This window comes from Pseudomonas wadenswilerensis, from assembly GCF_900497695.1.
GTDB classification, from domain to species: Bacteria; Pseudomonadota; Gammaproteobacteria; order Pseudomonadales; family Pseudomonadaceae; genus Aquipseudomonas; species Aquipseudomonas wadenswilerensis.
This window is the reverse complement of the sequence record NZ_UIDD01000010.1, coordinates 645746-663282: the sequence shown is the minus strand read 5'-3', so window position 1 is coordinate 663282 and position 17537 is coordinate 645746. Positions and strand designations below refer to the sequence as shown.

At 59.8% G+C, this 17537-nt stretch carries 17 protein-coding genes and 2 pseudogenes; 16 read left to right on the top strand and 3 right to left on the bottom strand.

Going from position 1 to position 17537, the window contains the following annotated elements; all coding sequences use genetic code 11:
* Window positions 1-72 precede the first annotated feature (72 nt).
* Window positions 73-1083, top strand: a complete 1011-nt coding sequence (gene rpoS, locus CCOS864_RS22060; protein WP_115088360.1) for an RNA polymerase sigma factor RpoS — start codon at window positions 73-75, stop codon at window positions 1081-1083.
* A gap of 533 nt (window positions 1084-1616) precedes the next feature.
* On the opposite strand, the gene fdxA is transcribed toward rpoS, so the two are convergent.
* From fdxA to CCOS864_RS22045, 3 genes are all read right to left on the bottom strand, one after another.
* Window positions 1617-1940, bottom strand: a complete 324-nt coding sequence (fdxA, locus tag CCOS864_RS22055; RefSeq protein WP_038996711.1) for a ferredoxin FdxA — start codon at window positions 1938-1940, stop codon at window positions 1617-1619.
* Window positions 1941-2080: 140 nt separating this feature from the next.
* A complete protein-coding gene (mutS, locus tag CCOS864_RS22050; RefSeq protein WP_115088359.1) occupies window positions 2081-4648 on the bottom strand; it encodes a DNA mismatch repair protein MutS in 2568 nt (855 codons plus the stop codon).
* Window positions 4649-4698: 50 nt separating this feature from the next.
* Window positions 4699-5418 carry a tyrosine-type recombinase/integrase gene (locus CCOS864_RS22045; protein ID WP_115088358.1) on the bottom strand — a complete coding sequence of 240 codons (720 nt, stop codon included), beginning with the start codon at window positions 5416-5418 and terminating at the stop codon, window positions 4699-4701.
* 635 nt (window positions 5419-6053) lie between these two features.
* Here CCOS864_RS22045 and CCOS864_RS28545 point away from each other — a divergent pair.
* From CCOS864_RS28545 to CCOS864_RS21960, 15 genes and pseudogenes are all read left to right on the top strand, one after another.
* Window positions 6054-6260, top strand: a pseudogene (locus CCOS864_RS28545) (phage tail protein); the annotation flags it as partial.
* Window positions 6261-7180: 920 nt separating this feature from the next.
* The gene (locus tag CCOS864_RS22030; protein ID WP_115088356.1) at window positions 7181-7924 is read left to right on the top strand and encodes a LexA family transcriptional regulator; all 744 of its coding nucleotides are present in this window, start codon (window positions 7181-7183) and stop codon (window positions 7922-7924) included.
* Between the two features lie 468 nt (window positions 7925-8392).
* Window positions 8393-8740 (top strand): phage holin family protein, encoded by a 348-nt coding sequence (locus CCOS864_RS22020; protein ID WP_115088354.1) that lies wholly within the window; start codon window positions 8393-8395, stop codon window positions 8738-8740.
* A gap of 235 nt (window positions 8741-8975) precedes the next feature.
* Window positions 8976-9524 (top strand): hypothetical protein, encoded by a 549-nt coding sequence (locus CCOS864_RS22015; protein WP_148708570.1) that lies wholly within the window; start codon window positions 8976-8978, stop codon window positions 9522-9524.
* A 120-nt stretch (window positions 9525-9644) separates the two neighbouring features.
* The gene (locus CCOS864_RS22010) at window positions 9645-10163 is read left to right on the top strand and encodes a hypothetical protein (RefSeq protein WP_115088352.1); all 519 of its coding nucleotides are present in this window, start codon (window positions 9645-9647) and stop codon (window positions 10161-10163) included.
* Window positions 10160-10720 carry a phage baseplate assembly protein V gene (locus CCOS864_RS22005; RefSeq protein WP_115088351.1) on the top strand — a complete coding sequence of 187 codons (561 nt, stop codon included), beginning with the start codon at window positions 10160-10162 and terminating at the stop codon, window positions 10718-10720. Before CCOS864_RS22010 ends, CCOS864_RS22005 begins: the two co-directional genes overlap by 4 nt.
* A 46-nt stretch (window positions 10721-10766) precedes the next feature.
* A complete protein-coding gene (locus CCOS864_RS22000) occupies window positions 10767-11093 on the top strand; it encodes a GPW/gp25 family protein (RefSeq protein WP_115088350.1) in 327 nt (108 codons plus the stop codon).
* Window positions 11090-11971: a baseplate J/gp47 family protein gene (locus tag CCOS864_RS21995; RefSeq protein WP_115088349.1), complete on the top strand. Its 882-nt coding sequence runs from the start codon at window positions 11090-11092 to the stop codon at window positions 11969-11971. The genes CCOS864_RS22000 and CCOS864_RS21995 overlap by 4 nt, the downstream gene beginning before the upstream one ends.
* A gap of 1 nt (window position 11972) precedes the next feature.
* Window positions 11973-12578, top strand: a complete 606-nt coding sequence (locus CCOS864_RS21990) for a phage tail protein I (RefSeq protein ID WP_115088348.1) — start codon at window positions 11973-11975, stop codon at window positions 12576-12578.
* Window positions 12575-13399: pseudogene (locus CCOS864_RS28925) on the top strand (phage tail protein); the annotation flags it as partial. The gene CCOS864_RS21990 and the pseudogene CCOS864_RS28925, both read left to right, overlap by 4 nt.
* A gap of 57 nt (window positions 13400-13456) precedes the next feature.
* The gene (locus tag CCOS864_RS28920) at window positions 13457-14923 is read left to right on the top strand and encodes a gp53-like domain-containing protein (protein ID WP_462938198.1); all 1467 of its coding nucleotides are present in this window, start codon (window positions 13457-13459) and stop codon (window positions 14921-14923) included.
* A 2-nt stretch (window positions 14924-14925) separates the two neighbouring features.
* Window positions 14926-15357: a phage tail assembly chaperone gene (locus CCOS864_RS21975; RefSeq protein WP_115088347.1), complete on the top strand. Its 432-nt coding sequence runs from the start codon at window positions 14926-14928 to the stop codon at window positions 15355-15357.
* Between the two features lie 90 nt (window positions 15358-15447).
* Window positions 15448-16614, top strand: a complete 1167-nt coding sequence (locus tag CCOS864_RS21970; protein ID WP_115088346.1) for a phage tail sheath subtilisin-like domain-containing protein — start codon at window positions 15448-15450, stop codon at window positions 16612-16614.
* 12 nt (window positions 16615-16626) lie between these two features.
* A complete protein-coding gene (locus CCOS864_RS21965) occupies window positions 16627-17136 on the top strand; it encodes a phage major tail tube protein (protein ID WP_115088345.1) in 510 nt (169 codons plus the stop codon).
* Between the two features lie 9 nt (window positions 17137-17145).
* Window positions 17146-17448: a phage tail assembly protein gene (locus CCOS864_RS21960; protein ID WP_115088344.1), complete on the top strand. Its 303-nt coding sequence runs from the start codon at window positions 17146-17148 to the stop codon at window positions 17446-17448.
* The last annotated feature ends 89 nt before the right edge of the window (window positions 17449-17537 follow it).

Here is a 17537-nt window from a genome sequence, read left to right as displayed (position 1 = left end):
ACAGGCTCCAGCGCTGCCAAGGATATAGGCGTCGCTTGAGTCTGAGTTCGAACTCAGCAAAGGACTATAACAATGGCTCTCAGTAAAGAAGTGCCGGAGTCTGACATCGACGATGATGTTCTCCTGATGGAGACCGGCATTGTTTTGGAAACGGATGATGAGATGTTAGGCGAACCTGCTGTATCTACGGTTCGGACCAGGGCCAAACAAGGCTCTACGCTCAAACAGCACAAGTACATCGACTACACTCGGGCACTTGATGCGACCCAGCTTTACCTCAATGAAATCGGCTTCTCGCCATTGCTCTCACCGGAAGAAGAAGTGCACTTTGCGCGCCTGTCGCAACGTGGCGATCCGGCCGGGCGCAAACGCATGATCGAAAGCAACCTGCGTCTGGTGGTTAAAATCGCCCGGCGTTACGTCAACCGCGGGCTTTCGCTGCTCGACCTGATCGAGGAGGGCAACCTCGGCCTGATTCGTGCGGTTGAGAAGTTCGACCCGGAACGCGGCTTCCGTTTCTCTACCTACGCCACCTGGTGGATCCGGCAGACCATCGAACGGGCGATCATGAACCAGACCCGGACCATCCGTCTGCCCATTCACGTGGTCAAGGAACTCAACGTCTACCTGCGCGCCGCCCGTGAACTGACCCAGAAGCTCGATCACGAACCGTCCCCGGAAGAGATCGCCAGCCTGCTGGAAAAACCGGTCGGCGAGGTCAAGCGCATGCTTGGGCTCAACGAGCGGGTATCGTCGGTGGACGTGTCCCTGGGGCCTGATTCGGATAAAACCCTGCTCGATACCCTGACCGATGACCGTCCTACTGATCCGTGCGAGCTGCTTCAGGATGACGATCTGTCCCAGAGCATCGACCAGTGGCTCAGCGAGCTGACCGACAAGCAGCGCGAGGTGGTGATCCGCCGTTTCGGCCTGCGCGGTCATGAAAGCAGTACGCTTGAAGATGTTGGCCTGGAAATCGGCCTGACCCGGGAACGGGTGCGGCAGATCCAGGTAGAGGGCCTCAAGCGCTTGCGCGAGATCCTCGAGAAGAACGGCCTGTCCAGCGAGTCGCTGTTTCAATAATACTGCGATATCGTTGTGAAGAGCGCCCCGACAAGTCGGGGCGTTTTTGCATCTGCAGAACACAGATTACCCGTGAACGGCTTCCCGATGGCGTTGTTGAAACATCCGGGTTTGGGCGCAATCCGACGGCGATGTTGGTACTGTTCTAGTTCATGTAAGCCATCGCTTACCCGTGATGTAAGTCATAGCTGTACGCTGTAGTAAATCGTTGTCGTTTTCAGTGTGCGCGTTTGTTTAAACTACTGATATATAACGAATATTTTGTTTATGACAATATGGTTACCGCAGCTTTTTGAGAGCTTTGTGCTGTTGTGGTAAATCTTGGAAGCGCTAATATTTGTCCTGTGTCTACGGACTGACACAGGCTCTCAAGGATGAAAGCCAAGGACATCGCAGGATGCGATTCATCAGGATGATGAAAGGGAACAGAGGGACTACGGAAAAAATGTGGGCGGGTCAAACCGCCCCTTTTTTTTGCCCGCAATAAACATGAAAAAAGGCCCTTGAAGGGCCTTTTTTGTTGATCCGCGCGCTTAGCGCTCCAGATCGGCGATCTTGCCGGTCTTGCCATCCCATTCGGCGGCATCTGGCAGCGAGTCTTTCTTTTCAGTGATGTTCGGCCAGATTTCCGCCAGCTCGGCATTGAGCTCGATGAAGTTTTCCATGCCGGCAGGCACTTCGTCTTCCGAGAAAATGGCGACGGCGGGGCATTCAGGCTCGCACAGTGCACAGTCGATGCACTCGTCCGGGTGAATGACCAGGAAGTTCGGGCCTTCGTAGAAGCAGTCCACCGGACAGACTTCTACGCAGTCGGTGTACTTGCACTTGATGCAGTTGTCGGTGACGACGAAGGTCATTTCTAATTCTCTCCTCAGGCGACGGCAGCGGTGCCCTTCCAGACAGGGCCGCTCGGTTTGGTTGTTCGGCTGCAGGCCAGGCTAGTAACCTGCAGCGCCGCCAAACCGCGCGGGATTCTATCAGCTTGTGCGGGCGCGCGTTATAACAGAGTCTTCAGTGTATAGAGCATTTCGATAGCTTGACGCGGCGTCATGTTGTCCAGGTCCAGCTTTCCGAGCTTCTCGATGGCCGGATGCGGCAGGCTGGCAAACAGGTCACTCTGGTGCGGTACAGCTGGCGCACCTTGCTGCAAGGCAGGTGTTTCGTGGGGCAGGCTGGCAGTTTCCAGCCGGCCGAGGTGTTCACGGGCACGCTGGATCACCGGCGACGGCACGCCAGCCAGTTGCGCCACGGCCAGGCCGTAGCTCTGGCTGGCAGGGCCGGGCAGCACGTGGTGCAGGAACACGATACGCTCGTTGTGCTCGGTGGCGTTCAGGTGCACGTTGGCCACCAGCGGCTCGCTCTCCGGCAGTACCGTCAGCTCGAAGTAGTGAGTGGCAAACAGGGTGTAGGCACGCAACTGGGCCAGGCGCTCGGCGGCGGCCCAGGCCAGCGACAGGCCGTCGAAGGTACTGGTACCGCGGCCGACTTCGTCCATCAGCACCAGGCTGCGCTCGGTGGCGTTGTGCAGGATGTTGGCGGTTTCGCTCATCTCGACCATGAAGGTCGAACGGCCGCCCGCCAGGTCATCGCTGGAGCCGATACGGGTGAAGATGCGGTCGACCAGTGACAGCTCGCAGGCAGCGGCCGGGACGAAGCTGCCGATATGCGCCATCAGCACGATCAGTGCAGTCTGGCGCATGTAGGTGGATTTACCGCCCATGTTCGGGCCGGTGATCACCAGCATCCGAGTGTTGTCATCCAGCGCCAGGTCGTTGGCCACGAACGGCGTGGTCAGCACCTGCTCGACCACCGGGTGACGGCCCTGAGTGATGCGCATGCACGGTTCGTCGACGAAGCGTGGGCAGTTCAGGTCCAGGTTCAGCGCGCGCTCGGCGAGGTTGCTCAGTACATCCAGCTCGGCCAGGGCCGCAGCGGTGTCCTGCAGTGGCGCCAGGTGACCGATCAGGTTCTCGAGCAAGGCGTCGTAGAGCATCTTCTCGCGGGCAAGTGCGCGGCTCTTGGCCGACAGCGCCTTGTCTTCGAAGGTTTTCAGCTCTGGCGTGATGAAACGCTCGGCGCCCTTGAGGGTCTGGCGACGGATGTAGTCAGCGGGCGCCTGCTCGGCCTGCTTGCTCGGCAGCTCGATGAAGTAGCCGTGCACGCGGTTGTAGCCGACCTTGAGGTTGGCAAGGCCGGTGCGGGCTTTCTCGCGGGCTTCCAGGTCGATCAGGAACTGCCCGGCGTTCTCGCTCATGGCCAGCAGCTCGTCCAGCTCGCTGTCGTAGCCGGTCTTGAGTACGCCACCGTCACGGATTACCGCGGGCGGATTGTCGATGATGGCTTTTGCCAGCAGGTCGGCCAGTTCCGGGTAGGTTCCGGCGATGGCCGCCAGGCGCGCCAGATGCGGCGCCTCCAGCTCGGCCATGGCGTTTTGCAGTTCAGGCAGGGCGCCGAGGGCATCACGCAGGCGTGCCAGGTCCCGTGGCCGGGCGTTGCGCAAGCCGATACGGGCGAGGATCCGCTCGAGGTCGCCGATTTCCTTGAGCTGCGGTTGCAGTTTCTCGAAACGATAGCCATCGAGCAGGCAGCGAATCGAGCCCTGACGCGCCTGCAGCACCTTCAGGTCGCGCAGCGGGCGGTTCAGCCAGCGGGTCAGCAGGCGGCTGCCCATGGCGGTCTGGCAACGGTCAATGACCGATTGCAGGGTGTTGTCGCGGCCGCCGGCCAGGTTCACGTCCAGCTCGAGGTTGCGGCGGCTGGCGCCGTCGAGCACCACGGTGTCGTCCAGGCGTTCATGCTTGAGGCTGCGCAGGTGCGGCAGGGCGGTACGCTGGGTTTCCTTGGCGTAGCCGAGCAGGCAACCCGCGGCGCCGATGGCCAGGGTCAGCTTCTCGCAGCCAAACCCCTTGAGGTCCTGGGTGGCGAACTGCTGGCAAAGGCTTTTACGTGCCGAATCGCGGTCAAAATCCCACGGTGCACGGCGACGGGTGCCACGGCGTTTTTCTGCCGGCAGGCCCTGGGGCCAGTCGTCGGGAATCAGCAACTCGACCGGGTTGATGCGTTCGAGCTCGGCCAGCAGGTTTTCCCAGCCCTTGATTTCGAGCACGCTGAAGTTGCCGCTGGTGATGTCCAGCACGGCCAGGCCGAACAGGCGCTCGTCACCCAGCACGGCGGCGATCAGGTTGTCGCGACGCTCGTCGAGCAGCGCTTCGTCACTGACCGTACCGGGGGTGATGATGCGTACCACCTGGCGCTCGACCGGGCCCTTGCTGGTGGCCGGGTCGCCGATCTGCTCGCAGATCACCACCGATTCGCCCAGCTTCACCAGCTTGGCCAGGTAGCCCTCGGCCGCATGGAAGGGGATACCGCACATGGGAATCGACTGGCCCGCCGACTGGCCGCGGGCGGTCAGGGTGATGTCCAGGAGTTTAGCGGCCTTCTTCGCGTCTTCGTAGAAGATCTCGTAGAAGTCGCCCATGCGGTAGAACATCAGCTGGTCCGGGTGCTGGTTTTTCAGCTTCCAGTACTGCTGCATCATCGGGGTGTGTGCGGAAAGATCAGACATTCAAGGCCTTGGAGCGGTGTGTCTATTAGACAGTTGCGAATTGTCTAATACTACAGGCTTTTCTTTGGCAGTGCTGGAGGCTGGGCTATGTCAATTTCGCGCAGGCGGAGATGGCGTTGCGTCATCTTGGCGTCGGTGTGGCCACCCAGCTTCTGGGCATCGTTGCCCTGCTTGTCTGTGTCGGTTAGCGATTTGGCCCGAAGGTCGTGAATGATGGCTCCGGGGACTTTTGCCTTCTCGCATGCCGCCTTGAATGCCTGCTTCATTGTCTCGTAGGACACCGGCTTGCCGCCGGACCTGGCGCAGAACAGGGTCAGGCCGCGCACGCGGCGCGGCAGCGGCTTGACGCGTGCGAGCAGGTCTTCCAGGTCGGGGTTCATGCCGACGATCAGCTTTGCCCCGTTCTTCTGGGGTTCAAAGGTGATGCCAGTGGCGGAAATGTCAGCCAGCCGTATTGCCAGAACGTCGCTGATTCGCTGCCCGGTCAGGTAGCACATCTCGAATATGCACCGCATACAGTCGGATGAGCTGGCGTAAATCGCCGAGAACTCAGCGTCGGTGATGTACCGATCGCATTTCTTCTCGGTGTGTCGCCTGATCCCGGTGCACGGGTTCGAGTCGACAACCTGCTGTTCCAGCTTCGGCATTCCGCTCTTGCCGCTCCCGCCCACCAGCCTGGCATTGGCCAGCAGTGCGCCCTGATAGTCGCTATCCAGGCGCTCCCACTTTCTTTTGCGCACCAGATAGAAGGCGCCGTGCTTCATATACATGCACGGTGGCAGGTGCCCGCGTCGCCATGGTGTTTGCCGACGTGTTCGAGCGCGCTGATGAAAGAGCGGGCGATTTGGCAGCAGTTGCTGATCAAAGCCGGGGGAGATGAGTGATGAAGATTTGAAGACGGTTTTTGCTTGCTCAAAATACTGTACGTATGTACAGTATTTTGAGGTGGCAAACTCTCTGGCCAAGATGCCGAACGGAGCGGCCACTTTTGAAATTTTTCGTGTCAACTTACAAGGAAAGTCAGATGACAATTATCTACACCGCTTCAAACTCCCTTCCTTTTGCAGCGCTGCCCACCACCAACGGAGTGGTTCAGTATTTTCGCGCCACGATGACCAACCCGGCCGATGCTACCTATGCTCCTGACGGGCTCGCGGCAGCTCCGATTTATGGCTTGGGTGGTCTGTTGTTGCAGGGTGACGAGATCGTTGCTGGCGGCAACGTCACGTTGGTCTCGCATATCGGGCCTTTACTCAACGGCGGCGCATTGTGCTGGGTATTGATCAGTTGTGACGGCGGCGCACAGCAGGTAGCCAACGCAACACGTAGCCAGCACGCGGTAACGCTGGGTCAGATCTCCATCGCTTCAGGGGCTGCCCCGGGTGATGTGAAATATTCGGCTGCCAATACTGTTCCTGCCGGCTGGCTAAAGGCCGATGGGGCAGCGGTATCGCGTTGTACCTACGCGGCGCTCTTTGCCGCGATCGGCACGACTTACGGGAAAGGCGATGGCGCCTCTACCTTCACGCTGCCTGACTTGCGCGGTGAGTTCATCCGTGGCTTCGATGACGGTAGAGGTGTGGACGCTGGCCGCGTATTCGGTTCCCGGCAGAAAGGCACACTGCAGACCTACGACACTACGGAGTACAACAAAGCCAATGGCGTTTGGAGTGCATGCACATCACTGAAAACGGGGGCTGCATCGCAGGTCGCGATGGGGGTAGACCCGTACGAGGTCACTGACTATGCGACCGTCACTATTGGCGGGGCCGATGCGATTAACAACTTTGAACTGCCTGGTCTTGGTCAGGATCGCGGTTACTCTGGTGTGACCCGACCGCGCAACATCTCGCTACTTGCGCTGATCAAGTACTGATAATCGGGTTGGCCCACCACCGAAGCAGTGAGCAATTGGCGCGGGGCATCTAACAAAAGATACCCCTCACTCCCGCCCCTCTGAGTCGAACTTGAACGGTGCTTCAGTAATGGGGCCTGTACTGCAGTGATCAAACAGCCGGAGCAGCAGTGGGAAGGACAGTGGCAGGAATTGTCGAAGCAGGTGAGCCACTGATGTAGCAGGCCATCGAGGCACACCGGCAGTATCACGCGGCACAAGATGCTGGCATGCCCGCCGAAGAAGTTGAGCACCTGCGACTACTTGCTGAGTCGCTGTTCCAAGCAGTCACGGAGTAGCACCTGCGATCGCCTGGTGGGCCTGCTCGCTCGCTGCACCGAGCTCGTTTCCGAAAACCGTCGAAAATGGCGAATGCATATTGGACACTTGCAATGCATACGCCGCGTAATTGAAGGGCTAGAGCCGATCTTTACCCATACTGCTGCACCATCGGGGGGTGTGCGGAAAGATCGCTCATTGCAAAAACTTGGCTCGCAGTGTCGTTGTAGACCAAAGGCAAGCGGGCAATGGTGCAGGGGTTTTGCCTGGGCTGCCGAAGGCAAACGGGCGGGCGCGACCATTTGTCCGTGCATATCCGTGCATAACAGGGTTTGCATTCTATTGAAGGCCCCGGCATTATGCATTTTATGCAAAAACGCAACGTAGCATCCGTCTTAAGAGCATTGCTCGATCGCCACGGTCTCTCCCCCACGGAGCTGCACCGGCGTACCGGCGTGCCGCAATCCACCCTGTCGCGCATCCTCAGCGAGAAAATCGTCGATCCGTCCGACAAGCACGTGTCGAAGATCGCCGAGTATTTCGGTGTAAGCACCGACCAGCTGCGCGGTCGCGTCGAGCTCGGCGAAAGCCGTGAAGCCGCGCCGGCGCGTAGCCACGCCGAGTTGCACGACATCAGCCTGTGGGATGACGACACCCCCGTCGAGGACGACGAAGTGTCCATTCCGTTTCTTCGCGAGGTCGAGTTGGCAGCAGGATCAGGAAGATTCGTCATCGAAGAAAGCGAGAAGGCCAGCCTGCGTTTCGGCAAGCGCAGCCTGCGTCACAATGGTGTGCAGTTCGATCAGGCCAAGTGCGTGACGGTGCGCGGCAACAGCATGTTGCCGGTATTGCGTGATGGCGCCACGGTCGGCGTCAATGCCGGCAAGAGCGGCATCGGCGATATCGTCGACGGCGATCTGTATGCCATCAACCACAACGGCCAGTTGCGGGTGAAGCAGCTCTATCGCCTGCCTACCGGCATTCGCCTGCGCAGCTTCAACCGCGACGAGCACCCGGATGAAGACTACAGCTTCCAGCAGATGCAGGAAGAGCAGATCAGCATCCTTGGGCATGTGTTCTGGTGGGGCATGTACGCCCGCTGAGTAGGCTGTTTCTTTTGAAAACCCGCTTCGGCGGGTTTTTTTTCGCCTTCAGAAAAGCAATCCAGCCCAAGCAGATCAAGGCTTACATGCGTAGGTGCATTTTCTTATGCATAAATATTTCCACAAATGCATTGACTGCATATGCATCAATGCATAACCTTTGCCTCACGCCGGTCGACACCGGCAGTGACAAAGGCAGCGATGAACAGGCCTGAACTGTTCAGAGGGTTGGCAACTGGCCCGGGTGCGCAGCGTAAAGCACCAGAAGCAGTTATCCGGCGGGCAGGTGGCCGCGGCCGGAGGAACAATTTGAAGCGGAGTTGCCCAGGGCACCAGTCGTGGCGGGCGGTTCGACAACGCATTACTGAAAAGCCTGGGGAGGCCGGGCTTTTTGGAATGCCGAGTGATCGGTTCTACAACAAACGCCGCTGGCAAGCTGCCGAGCGGAACTACCAAGGAGACAGGACAGTGACAAACGAGCAACAGACGTTGCTGGAAATGCCGATCTGGCTGGTGATCGTCCTGGCCTTGCTGGGCGGCCTTTCCGGAGAGATGTGGCGCGCGGACAAGGCCGGCGCTCGGGGCTGGGCGCTTTTTCGGCGCCTGGTATTGCGCTCGGGGGCCTGTATGGTCTGCGGCGTGTCCACGGTGATGCTGCTGTACGCCAGCGGCATGTCGATCTGGAGCGCCAGCGCCTTCGGCTGCCTTACCGCCATGGCCGGCGCCGATGTCGCCATCGGCCTTTATGAACGATGGGCGGCGAAGCGCTTGGGGGTTGAACCTGCAAGTGGTGCAAAGGGGGAGAGTGAACACTGAGTTCAACACCCGGACAAGGTCTGGCGCTACGGCTGACCAGTCAATACGGCCACTCATTCCAGGCCGTGTTGGCATACCTTCATTGCGGGGGGCTGGGCGAGGGAGATAATCGTGTCAGGAAAAATGGATATTTTCATTGGCGTGGTTGATAAACGAGCAGCCAGAGGTTCTATGTTAGGGGGACGGATACCCATGGATGTTGGGCATCCTTTTTTGCAGCAAAAGCGAATGGTGCATGTCTGACTCTTGGCTGTCGTTGTTTCGTGGAAAAACAGTCTACGAGCAAATCAGGGTTCTGCTAGGGATGGCAGGTGTTTTTTTGTTGATGGGGCTTACCTTCCTGCTTTTTGTTCAATCATTTGACGAACCCGGGGATGACGCACCGACTCTGTTCAAAGGGCAGATTGTCAGTGCCCCCACCGAGATGCGCCAAGACAGTTCGACCGTGTACTTTCAGGTTCGACTGACTGAAGCGAACCCGCGCCCCTCGTCCAAACAGATAGTCTATGTCTCGAAAGAACTCTACCAAGCCGCGGGCCTGGCGCCAGGGGTGATGGTTGATGTTTTTGCGAGTGGTGGGGTGGACGAACTGAAGATTCGCGAAGTTCTGAATAGTGACGGGCGCGTTGTCTTCGATGAGCGCTTTGATCGTCGGATCACTTCAGTCAAGAACCACGACCTGATTCGTTATTTTTCCTACTTTATGATGATGACGCTTATCTGCTGCAGCTTCGCCGGTGTGCTCTGGTTTCGCCAGACACTTTTGTTACGGGCTAGCCGATAACTAACGGGTGCTCATGGGTGCCTTTACAACAGCTTCGATGAACCCGCCTTATGGCGGGTTTATTTTTGCCTGTTTTTAGCCGCGAATAGCCTTTGCGAGCTCCACGACACAGGACTGATCATGAGCGAACTGAACCGCTTGCATGAGGCGATCAGCGCGACTATCAAGGCCGCCTTGCCTCAGTTTGAAACCGTCGACGCCTATGGGGCGGCGGACCAGCACACAGCGCTGCCAGCGTTGTTTCATTCCATTTCCAGCCTTAAACCGGCAAATGATCCAGGCGACGGTCGTTCGTGCGTCATCGCGACCGTTGAAGCGCGCATCGTGATTGACTCCGGTCGCCAACACGCGGCATTGGAAGCTGTCACTTTGGCTACCCAACTGATCGTACTGTTGCGCAAACAATTCTGGGAGCTGGAGTTTGTTGAAGCGGCGATGAGTGTGCTGGCCGAGCCTGTTCAACCGGTTCCGGGGGCAACCCCTGCCGTTGGCTGGTTGGTGCAATGGCAGCAGATCCTGCACCTGGGAACCGTGCAGTGGCCATGGCCTGATCAACCGGGCCCACTCGCTTTTGCCTTCAGCCCCGACACCGGTCCGGGCTTTGAAGCGGATTACCAATCGCCGGAGGACATGCAATGAGCTATGCCAGTGCCATGCACGACCGCATGCTCGCCGGCCTGGTGATTCCTTGCCGGGTGGTCGCCGTTGACCTTGCCGCCGCCCGGGTGCGGGTGTCCGACGGCGCCGGCTGGACCAGCGCCTGGTTGCGCTGGCACAACCAGGCCGCCGGCAAGGCCCGCCACTGGCGCGCACCCAGCCTTAACGAGCAAGGGGTGTTGATCAGCCCAAGTGGCGAGCCGGCCCAAGGCACCTTCGTGCCGGGCCTGTACGGTAACGCCGGCGCACCAGCGGACAACCGCGAGCATGTCGAGGTCTGGCGTTTCGACGATGGTGGCTCGCTGGTTTACGACTGGCAGGCCCGCAGTTACAGCATCGAGTTGCCCAGCGGTACCGTCAGCATCAAGGTCGGCGGCAGTTCGGCAGTGGTGACCGACCAGGCCATCGAGGCGAAAGCCGCCAGCATCACCCTGACCGGTGAGGTGCAGATCAACGGTCCGCTGCGGGTAACCGGCGACATCCTCGGTGGCGGCAAGATCATCGACACGGGCGGCAACACCGCCAATCACAAACACTGAAAACCAGCCCGCCCACTGCGGGCTTTTTTACGCCTGGAGAACATCAATGATCGGCATGGATCGCCGGAGCGGCCAGCCGTTATCCGGCATTGCACATTTGCGTCAGTCCATCGAAGACATCCTCACCACACCGCTCGGCGGCCGGCGCATGCGCCCGGAATACGGCAGCAAGCTGCGCCGCTTCGTCGATCTGCCGGTCAACGAAGGCTGGAAAAGCGCGGTGCAGGCAGAGGTGGCACGCGCACTGGGCCGTTGGGAGCCGCGTCTGAAGCTGGAGCGGGTCAGGGTAACGGGGGTGGTTGGTGGGCGGATCACTTTGCAACTGAGCGGACAGTACCTGGGAGCCAACCAGACTTTGGAGGTGACGGCATGAGTAGTGTGGATCTTTCGGCGCTGCCCGCGCCGCAGGTGCTGGAAGACCTCGATTTCGAGGCGCTCTTCCAGGCTGACCTGGCGACCTTCCGGTCGCATATGGGCGACAACTGGGACGCCGCAGTCGAAAGCGATCCGGTGACCAAGCTGCTGGAAGTCGGCGCCTATCGCAAGCTGCTCAACCGCGCGCGGGTCAACGATGCCGCCAAGGCGCTGTTGCTGGCTTATGCGCAGGGTTCCGACCTGGATCAACTGGCGGCCAATGTGCAACTGCAGCGGCTGGTGGTGCAGGCACAAGACCCCGGCACGGTACCGCCAACGCCACAGGTGCTCGAAGAAGACGACGCCCTGCGCGAGCGGGTGCAACTGGTCTATGAAGGGTTGACCACGGCGGGGCCGCGCAACAGCTACATCCTGCATGCCCGCAACGCTTCCGGGCAGGTGGCCGATGCCACGGCCGAAAGCCCGTTGCCGGCCCAGGTGGTGGTGACGGTGCTGGCGCTCGAGGGCGATGGCAGCGCCGCAGCCGAGCTACTGGACACCGTACGGCTCAAGCTCAATGACGATGACGTGCGTCCGGTTGGTGACCGCCTGACGGTGCAAGGCGCGCAGATTCTGCGCTACCGCATCGATGCGGTGGTGCACATGAGCGGCAACGGCCCGGAGATCGAAGCGACGCTTGCCGAGTGCAAACGCCGGCTGCAAGCCTGGATCAATCCGCGCCGGCGCCTGGGTGTCGAAGTGGCCCGTTCGGGCGTGGATGCCCAATTACACATCAACGGCGTCAGCCGGGTCGACCTGAACAACTGGGCCGACCTCCGCCCGACCCGGGCGCAAGCGGCCTGGTGCGAAGGGATCACTGTGACGCGAGGAAGCTGACATGGACAGTCTGCTCCCGCTCAACGGTACCGATCTCGAACAGGCCATCGAGGCCGCTGGTTTTGAAACTACCGAAATACCCCTGCGTGCGCTGTACAACCCCGACACCTGCCCGGCGCACTTGCTGCACCAACTGGCCTGGGCCTGGTCGGTAGACCGCTGGGATGAAACCTGGCCGGAGGCAATCAAGCGCTCGGTGATCCGCTCGGCGTTCTATGTGCATGCGCACAAAGGGACTATCGGCGCGTTGCGCCGGGTGGTGGAGCCGCTGGGTTACCTGATCGAAGTGAAGGAGTGGTGGCAGACGGTACCGCAAGGCGTGCCGGGCACTTTTGCGCTTCAGGTCGGGGTACTGGAGAACGGAATCTCCGAGGAAATGTATCAGGAGCTGACCCGGCTGATCGATGACGCCAAGCCGGTCAGTCGCCACCTGACGGGGCTTGCGATCACGCTCGCCACTACCGGGCATCTTCGCTTGGCGATGAGCGTGTCCGAAGGTGATGAGATTGACGTTTTTCCTCCTGCGTCCCGCGACATTGAAGTCAAGGGCGGCTTCGGCCCTGTGGGTCGCACACACCACATCGAAACTCTGGACGTTTATTTATGACTGATCAAAACAGCCAGTTCTTTGCCATTCTCACGGCAATAGGTGAGGCCAAGCAGGCCAACGCCGATGCCCTGGGCGTGCCTTGGACCTTTGCGCAAATGGGTGTAGGTGATGCCAACGGCACCGATCCTACCCCGTCCCGAACCCAGACCCGACTGATCAACGAGCGCCGCCGTGCGCCGCTCAATCAGGTCAAGGTCGACCCCGCCAATGCAAGCATCGTGATCGCCGAACAGGTTATCCCTCCCGACGTTGGCGGCTGGTGGATCCGGGAAATAGGGCTTTACGATGCCGACGGTGATCTGGTGGCCGTAGCCAACTGTGCACCGAGCTTCAAACCGCTGCTCACCCAGGGCTCCGGCAAGACGCAAGTCGTGCGCATGAACTTCATCGTTACCAGCGCAGCCAACGTGACCTTGAAGATTGACCCCGCCGTAGTGCTGGCCACCCGTGAGTTTGTAGAGCTGCGGTTGTCCGAGGAAATCGGCAAGCTGGATAGCAAGAACAGCGTACGCGCGGCAACTACAGGGCCAATTGACCTGGGTGGTCTGCCTGTATTGGATGGTATTGCAATCCGCGCCGGGGACCGGGTGCTGGTCAAGGACCAGGTGCAAGCCAGGGAGAACGGAATCTACGTTGCCGGTACCGGCGCGTGGGTACGTGCGCACGACGCGAACGGCGATGGGGACGTGACACCTGGCCTTACTGTGATGGTCGAGCAAGGGATCAAGCTGGCGGACACGCAATGGGTACTCGTCACAGACGCACCCATCGTGTTGGGCTCTACAGCGTTACAGTTTCAAAATCTCACGCCTGGATACAATGGCGTAACCGCTCGAAATACCAGTGGTCAAATCACTGCTGGCGATGCGGGCAAGATGTTCTATTTCTATGGCAACGCGACGGATCAGGTTTTGACCTTGCCACATGCGTCCGAGTTGCATCAAGGCGCAAAGCTGAACTTGCAGAATATGGGCTCTGTGCCGGTTGAACTGTTTCCAGCTGAAGGGGAGAAGATTTGGGTTGGCGGCAGCAATTCGCTCCCGTCGTTGACAATGCACCCGTGTACTGAGCTCGAACTGGTCCGCGTTCATCCTACCGAGTGGTTTGCTCAAGGCACAGGCACGGTGTACAGGATGAGGAATTTGCCGACCGTGCCCACCGGATCAAATGACGGTCGATTGGCAAGCACCGGTTTTGTCCAGCAGGAGTTGTCAGCGGAGCGTGGCAGTGCGGCACCGTTGATGGATGGCGCTGCGATTGCTGGTGTTTCGACGAAAAAGTCGCGCGAAGATCACCGTCACCCAACGGACAGCACTCGAGCGCCGGTAGATTCACCCATTTTTACGGGGACACCCAGGGCGCCGACAGCAGCAGCTGGGGCAACGGGTAATCAGATCGCAACGTTGGATTTTTGCCGGCTATTGGTCGCGGCTTTGGTTGACTCGGCGCCGACTGCGCTCGATACCCTCAACGAGCTAGCCGCAGCGTTGGGCAATGACCCTAACTTTGCCACCACCATGCTCAATCAACTGGCTACCAAAGCCAACCGCTCCTCAACCCTGGCCGGTTACGGCATTACCGACGCAATCCCAAACCGCAACCCACTGGCAGGGGGAAGCCTTGATGTTCATGGCGGTCAATTTGCATTTCTGACGTCTCTTTTTGAGTCGACGATTGCACAGAATGCTTACTACGATGGCGCCTCCTGGGTCAGGCATGATCCAAGCAAGAGTTCTGTTGCCCTCGTAGCGGCAGGCGGTTATGCAGGGGTGCGCAGGTGGCCTGCCGGAGCGCCGGTAGGCGATGCTGGGGTCAGCCATGAGGTTGTAGATTTTGGCATGCAGGCCACCGAGCCGGAAATCGATGCAGGTACCACCTCGCTCAAGTGGATAAGTGTGGCCGGCGTGGCTCGTTTCGTCGCCCGGACAGTGAAACAAGCGACAGAAGCGCTGGCCGGCCTTGCGCGCATCGGCACTCAAGCCGAAGTCAATGCAGGGACGGACGACACCCTGATTGTGACGCCAAAGAAACTGCGCTTCGGCGTGGCCTACAGCCTGACGCAGAATGGCTATATCGCACTTCCCTATTGGCTTGGCGGCTTCATTTTTCAATGGGGTTACGTCTACGAGTCTCAAGGGAGCACGGACTATCGCAATTTCACCATTCCGTTCCCCAACAACGCGTTCGGCATGAACATTACTATCGAGGCGGCCACCACCGGTGGGCATGCCGGTAGCTATGGGCACGTGGTGCAAGTGGTTAACCGGAATGCGTTCCTGTGGTCCGTTGGCGGTTCGCTAGGCGGAGCAGGATATGGATATTACTGGGCGTGGGGGAACTAAAGATGTCTGATAGATACTGGTTCGTTGTAGCTGAAGATGGACGCTTGATTGGCCGTTTGGACACGGTGGTGAATCGAGAGGTGCCAGAGGGCGCTATTCCTGTGAGCAGTAAGTCATTTGAGCAAAGTCTTACTCTTCAACGAGGCCAACAGTGTTACTACGTTAATGGCGTAGTTGAGTATCGGGCGCTTGAAGGGCTGGCAGCCGTTGAGCAACGTGCTTGGCGAAATTCGGAGTTGTCCAGGGTCGAGTGGTTACGCAACCGGCACCGAGACGAAGAGGATCTGCAGCGCAAGTCTACTTTAACCGTGACGCAATTTACCGAGTTGTTGGGCTATATGCAGCAGCTGCGTGACTGGCCGCAAGCCGAGGTTTTCCCGGAGAACGAGCATAAACCTGTAGCGCCGTCCTGGATCGCCACCCAAATCCAATAAAGCCCCGCACCGCCGGGGCTTTTTCTTATCCGCAACAAACCCTCTGAAGGCCCCGCACTGCGGGGCCTTTGCATTTCTGGAGACTTACCCATGAGTGGATTCTTCCACGGCGTTACCGTTACCAACGTCGACACCGGCGCACGTACCATCGCGCTGCCTTCTTCCTCGATCATCGGCTTGGTCGACACCTTCACCGAAGGCCCGGGCGCAACCGCCAAGGCCAACGACCTGGTGCTGATTACCAGCGAGCGTGAAGCCATCGCCGCGTTCGGCGCCGATGCGGCAATCACCCGCGCCTGCCAGGCCATCTACAGCCGCGCCAAGGCGGTGATCGTCGCTTGCGGCGTGGCCAAGCTTGAAGAAGAGGCGGCGCAGACCTCGGCCATCATCGGCGGCGTGCTGGCCGACGGCAAACGCACCGGCCTGCAGGCGCTGCTGGACGGCAAAAGCCGTTTCAACGCCCAGCCTCGCTTGCTGGTGACGCCAAAACACAGCGCCACCCTGGCGGTCGGTACTGCCCTGGTGGCCCTGGCCGACAAGCTGCGCGGCCTGGCCATTATCGATGGCCCGAACACCACCGACGAGGCGGCCATCGCCTACGCCGAGAACTTCGGCGCCAAGCGTGCCTACCTGGTCGACCCGGGCGTGCAGTACTGGGACACCGGCAAGAGCGCGACCCTCGATGCCCCTGCGTCGGCCTGGGTTGCCGGTCTGTTCGCCTGGACCGACAGCGAGTACGGCTTCTGGGCCTCGCCATCGAACAAGGAGTTCGTCGGCATCACCGGCACCAGCCGCGCGATCGAATACCTGGATGGCGATGCCACCTGCCGGGCCAACCTGCTCAACAACGCCAACATCACCACCGTGATCCGCGATGACGGTTTCCGCCTGTGGGGCAACCGTACCCTGAGCAGCGATCCGAAGTGGGCCTTCGTCACCCGCGTGCGGACCATGGACATCGTCATGGACGCGATCCTCTACGGCCACAAGTGGGCAGTCGACCGCTCGATCACCGCAACCTACGTCAAGGATGTGACCGAAGGTCTGCAGGCGTTCATGCGTGATCTGAAAGCCCAGGGCGCAATCATCAATTTCGAAGTGTTCGCCGACCCCGAGCTGAACACCGCCAGCCAGCTGGAGCAAGGCAAGGTCTACTGGAACATCCGTTTCACCGACGTGCCGCCAGCCGAGAACCCGAACTTCCGTGTCGAGGTCACCAACCAGTGGTTGACCGAAGTCCTCGACCAAGCCGTTTAAGGAGCAATAACCATGGCAATGATTCCCGAAACCCTGGCGAACCTGAACCTGTTCGTCGATGGCGTCAGCTTTCAAGGTGACGTCCCCAGCCTGACCCTGCCAAAGCTCACCCTGAAGATGGAGGAGCACCGTGCCGGCGGCATGGACATGGCGATTGAAATCGACCAGGGCATGGAGAAGCAGGAAGCCGGCTTCGTCACCACCGGCGTGCGCCGCGAGTCGCTGAAGTTTTTCGGCCTGTCCGACGGCTCGGCCTTCAACGGCACCTTCCGCGGTGCCTTCAAAGGCCTCAAAGGCAAGATCACCCCGGTCATCGTCACCCTGCGCGGGTCGCTGAAAGAAGTCGACATGGGCGACTGGAAGCCGGGCGACAAGGCCGAGATCAAGCACAACGTGGCCGTGACCTACTACAAGCTCGAAGTCGATGGCCGCCTGGTCTACGAAATCGATCCGCTGGGCATGAAGCGCGTCATCAATGGCGTCGACCAACTCGCCGCCCAACGTTCGGCCCTGGGCCTGTAAGGAGATCACATGACTCAAGCAAACAAGACGCCGAGCTGGCTGGCCGTGAGCGCCGAGCGGGTTGTCGTGACGTTGACCAGGCCGTCCGAGGCCAATGGTGTTCACGTCGACAGCCTGTCCCTGCGGGCACCGACCGTACGTGACATTCGTGCCGCGCAATCGGTGGCGAACAGTGACGATGAGCAACGTGAGCTGAACCTTTTTGCCTCGCTGGCCGAGGTGGGGGTCAAGGACCTTGAAGGGCTTGCCCTGAAAGACTACAGCCGCTTGCAGGCCGGTTATTTTCGCCTGGTGCAAGACGACGAGGTTTGACCCCAGGGTGCAGAGGGCGGCGGCAAAGCGCCTGGCCAGGGAGCTGAACTTTACTGCCGCTGAAATCATGACCATGTCGTTCAGCGATA

What these genes read in the sequence shown, in the direction of transcription:
- CCOS864_RS22030 (WP_115088356.1), top strand. Translation starts at nt 7,181, where the DNA reads ATGCATTTTATGCAAAAACGCAACGTAGCATCCGTCTTAAGAGCATTG.
- CCOS864_RS28920 (WP_462938198.1), top strand. Translation starts at nt 13,457, where the DNA reads ATGTTCTATTTCTATGGCAACGCGACGGATCAGGTTTTGACCTTGCCA.
- mutS (WP_115088359.1), bottom strand. Translation starts at nt 4,648, where the DNA reads ATGTCTGATCTTTCCGCACACACCCCGATGATGCAGCAGTACTGGAAG.
- CCOS864_RS21965 (WP_115088345.1), top strand. Translation starts at nt 16,627, where the DNA reads ATGGCAATGATTCCCGAAACCCTGGCGAACCTGAACCTGTTCGTCGAT.
- CCOS864_RS21975 (WP_115088347.1), top strand. Translation starts at nt 14,926, where the DNA reads ATGTCTGATAGATACTGGTTCGTTGTAGCTGAAGATGGACGCTTGATT.
- fdxA (WP_038996711.1), bottom strand. Translation starts at nt 1,940, where the DNA reads ATGACCTTCGTCGTCACCGACAACTGCATCAAGTGCAAGTACACCGAC.
- CCOS864_RS21990 (WP_115088348.1), top strand. Translation starts at nt 11,973, where the DNA reads ATGGACAGTCTGCTCCCGCTCAACGGTACCGATCTCGAACAGGCCATC.
- CCOS864_RS22005 (WP_115088351.1), top strand. Translation starts at nt 10,160, where the DNA reads ATGAGCTATGCCAGTGCCATGCACGACCGCATGCTCGCCGGCCTGGTG.
- CCOS864_RS22015 (WP_148708570.1), top strand. Translation starts at nt 8,976, where the DNA reads ATGTCTGACTCTTGGCTGTCGTTGTTTCGTGGAAAAACAGTCTACGAG.
- CCOS864_RS21970 (WP_115088346.1), top strand. Translation starts at nt 15,448, where the DNA reads ATGAGTGGATTCTTCCACGGCGTTACCGTTACCAACGTCGACACCGGC.
- CCOS864_RS22010 (WP_115088352.1), top strand. Translation starts at nt 9,645, where the DNA reads ATGAGCGAACTGAACCGCTTGCATGAGGCGATCAGCGCGACTATCAAG.
- CCOS864_RS22045 (WP_115088358.1), bottom strand. Translation starts at nt 5,418, where the DNA reads ATGTATATGAAGCACGGCGCCTTCTATCTGGTGCGCAAAAGAAAGTGG.
- rpoS (WP_115088360.1), top strand. Translation starts at nt 73, where the DNA reads ATGGCTCTCAGTAAAGAAGTGCCGGAGTCTGACATCGACGATGATGTT.
- CCOS864_RS21960 (WP_115088344.1), top strand. Translation starts at nt 17,146, where the DNA reads ATGACTCAAGCAAACAAGACGCCGAGCTGGCTGGCCGTGAGCGCCGAG.
- CCOS864_RS22000 (WP_115088350.1), top strand. Translation starts at nt 10,767, where the DNA reads ATGATCGGCATGGATCGCCGGAGCGGCCAGCCGTTATCCGGCATTGCA.
- CCOS864_RS21995 (WP_115088349.1), top strand. Translation starts at nt 11,090, where the DNA reads ATGAGTAGTGTGGATCTTTCGGCGCTGCCCGCGCCGCAGGTGCTGGAA.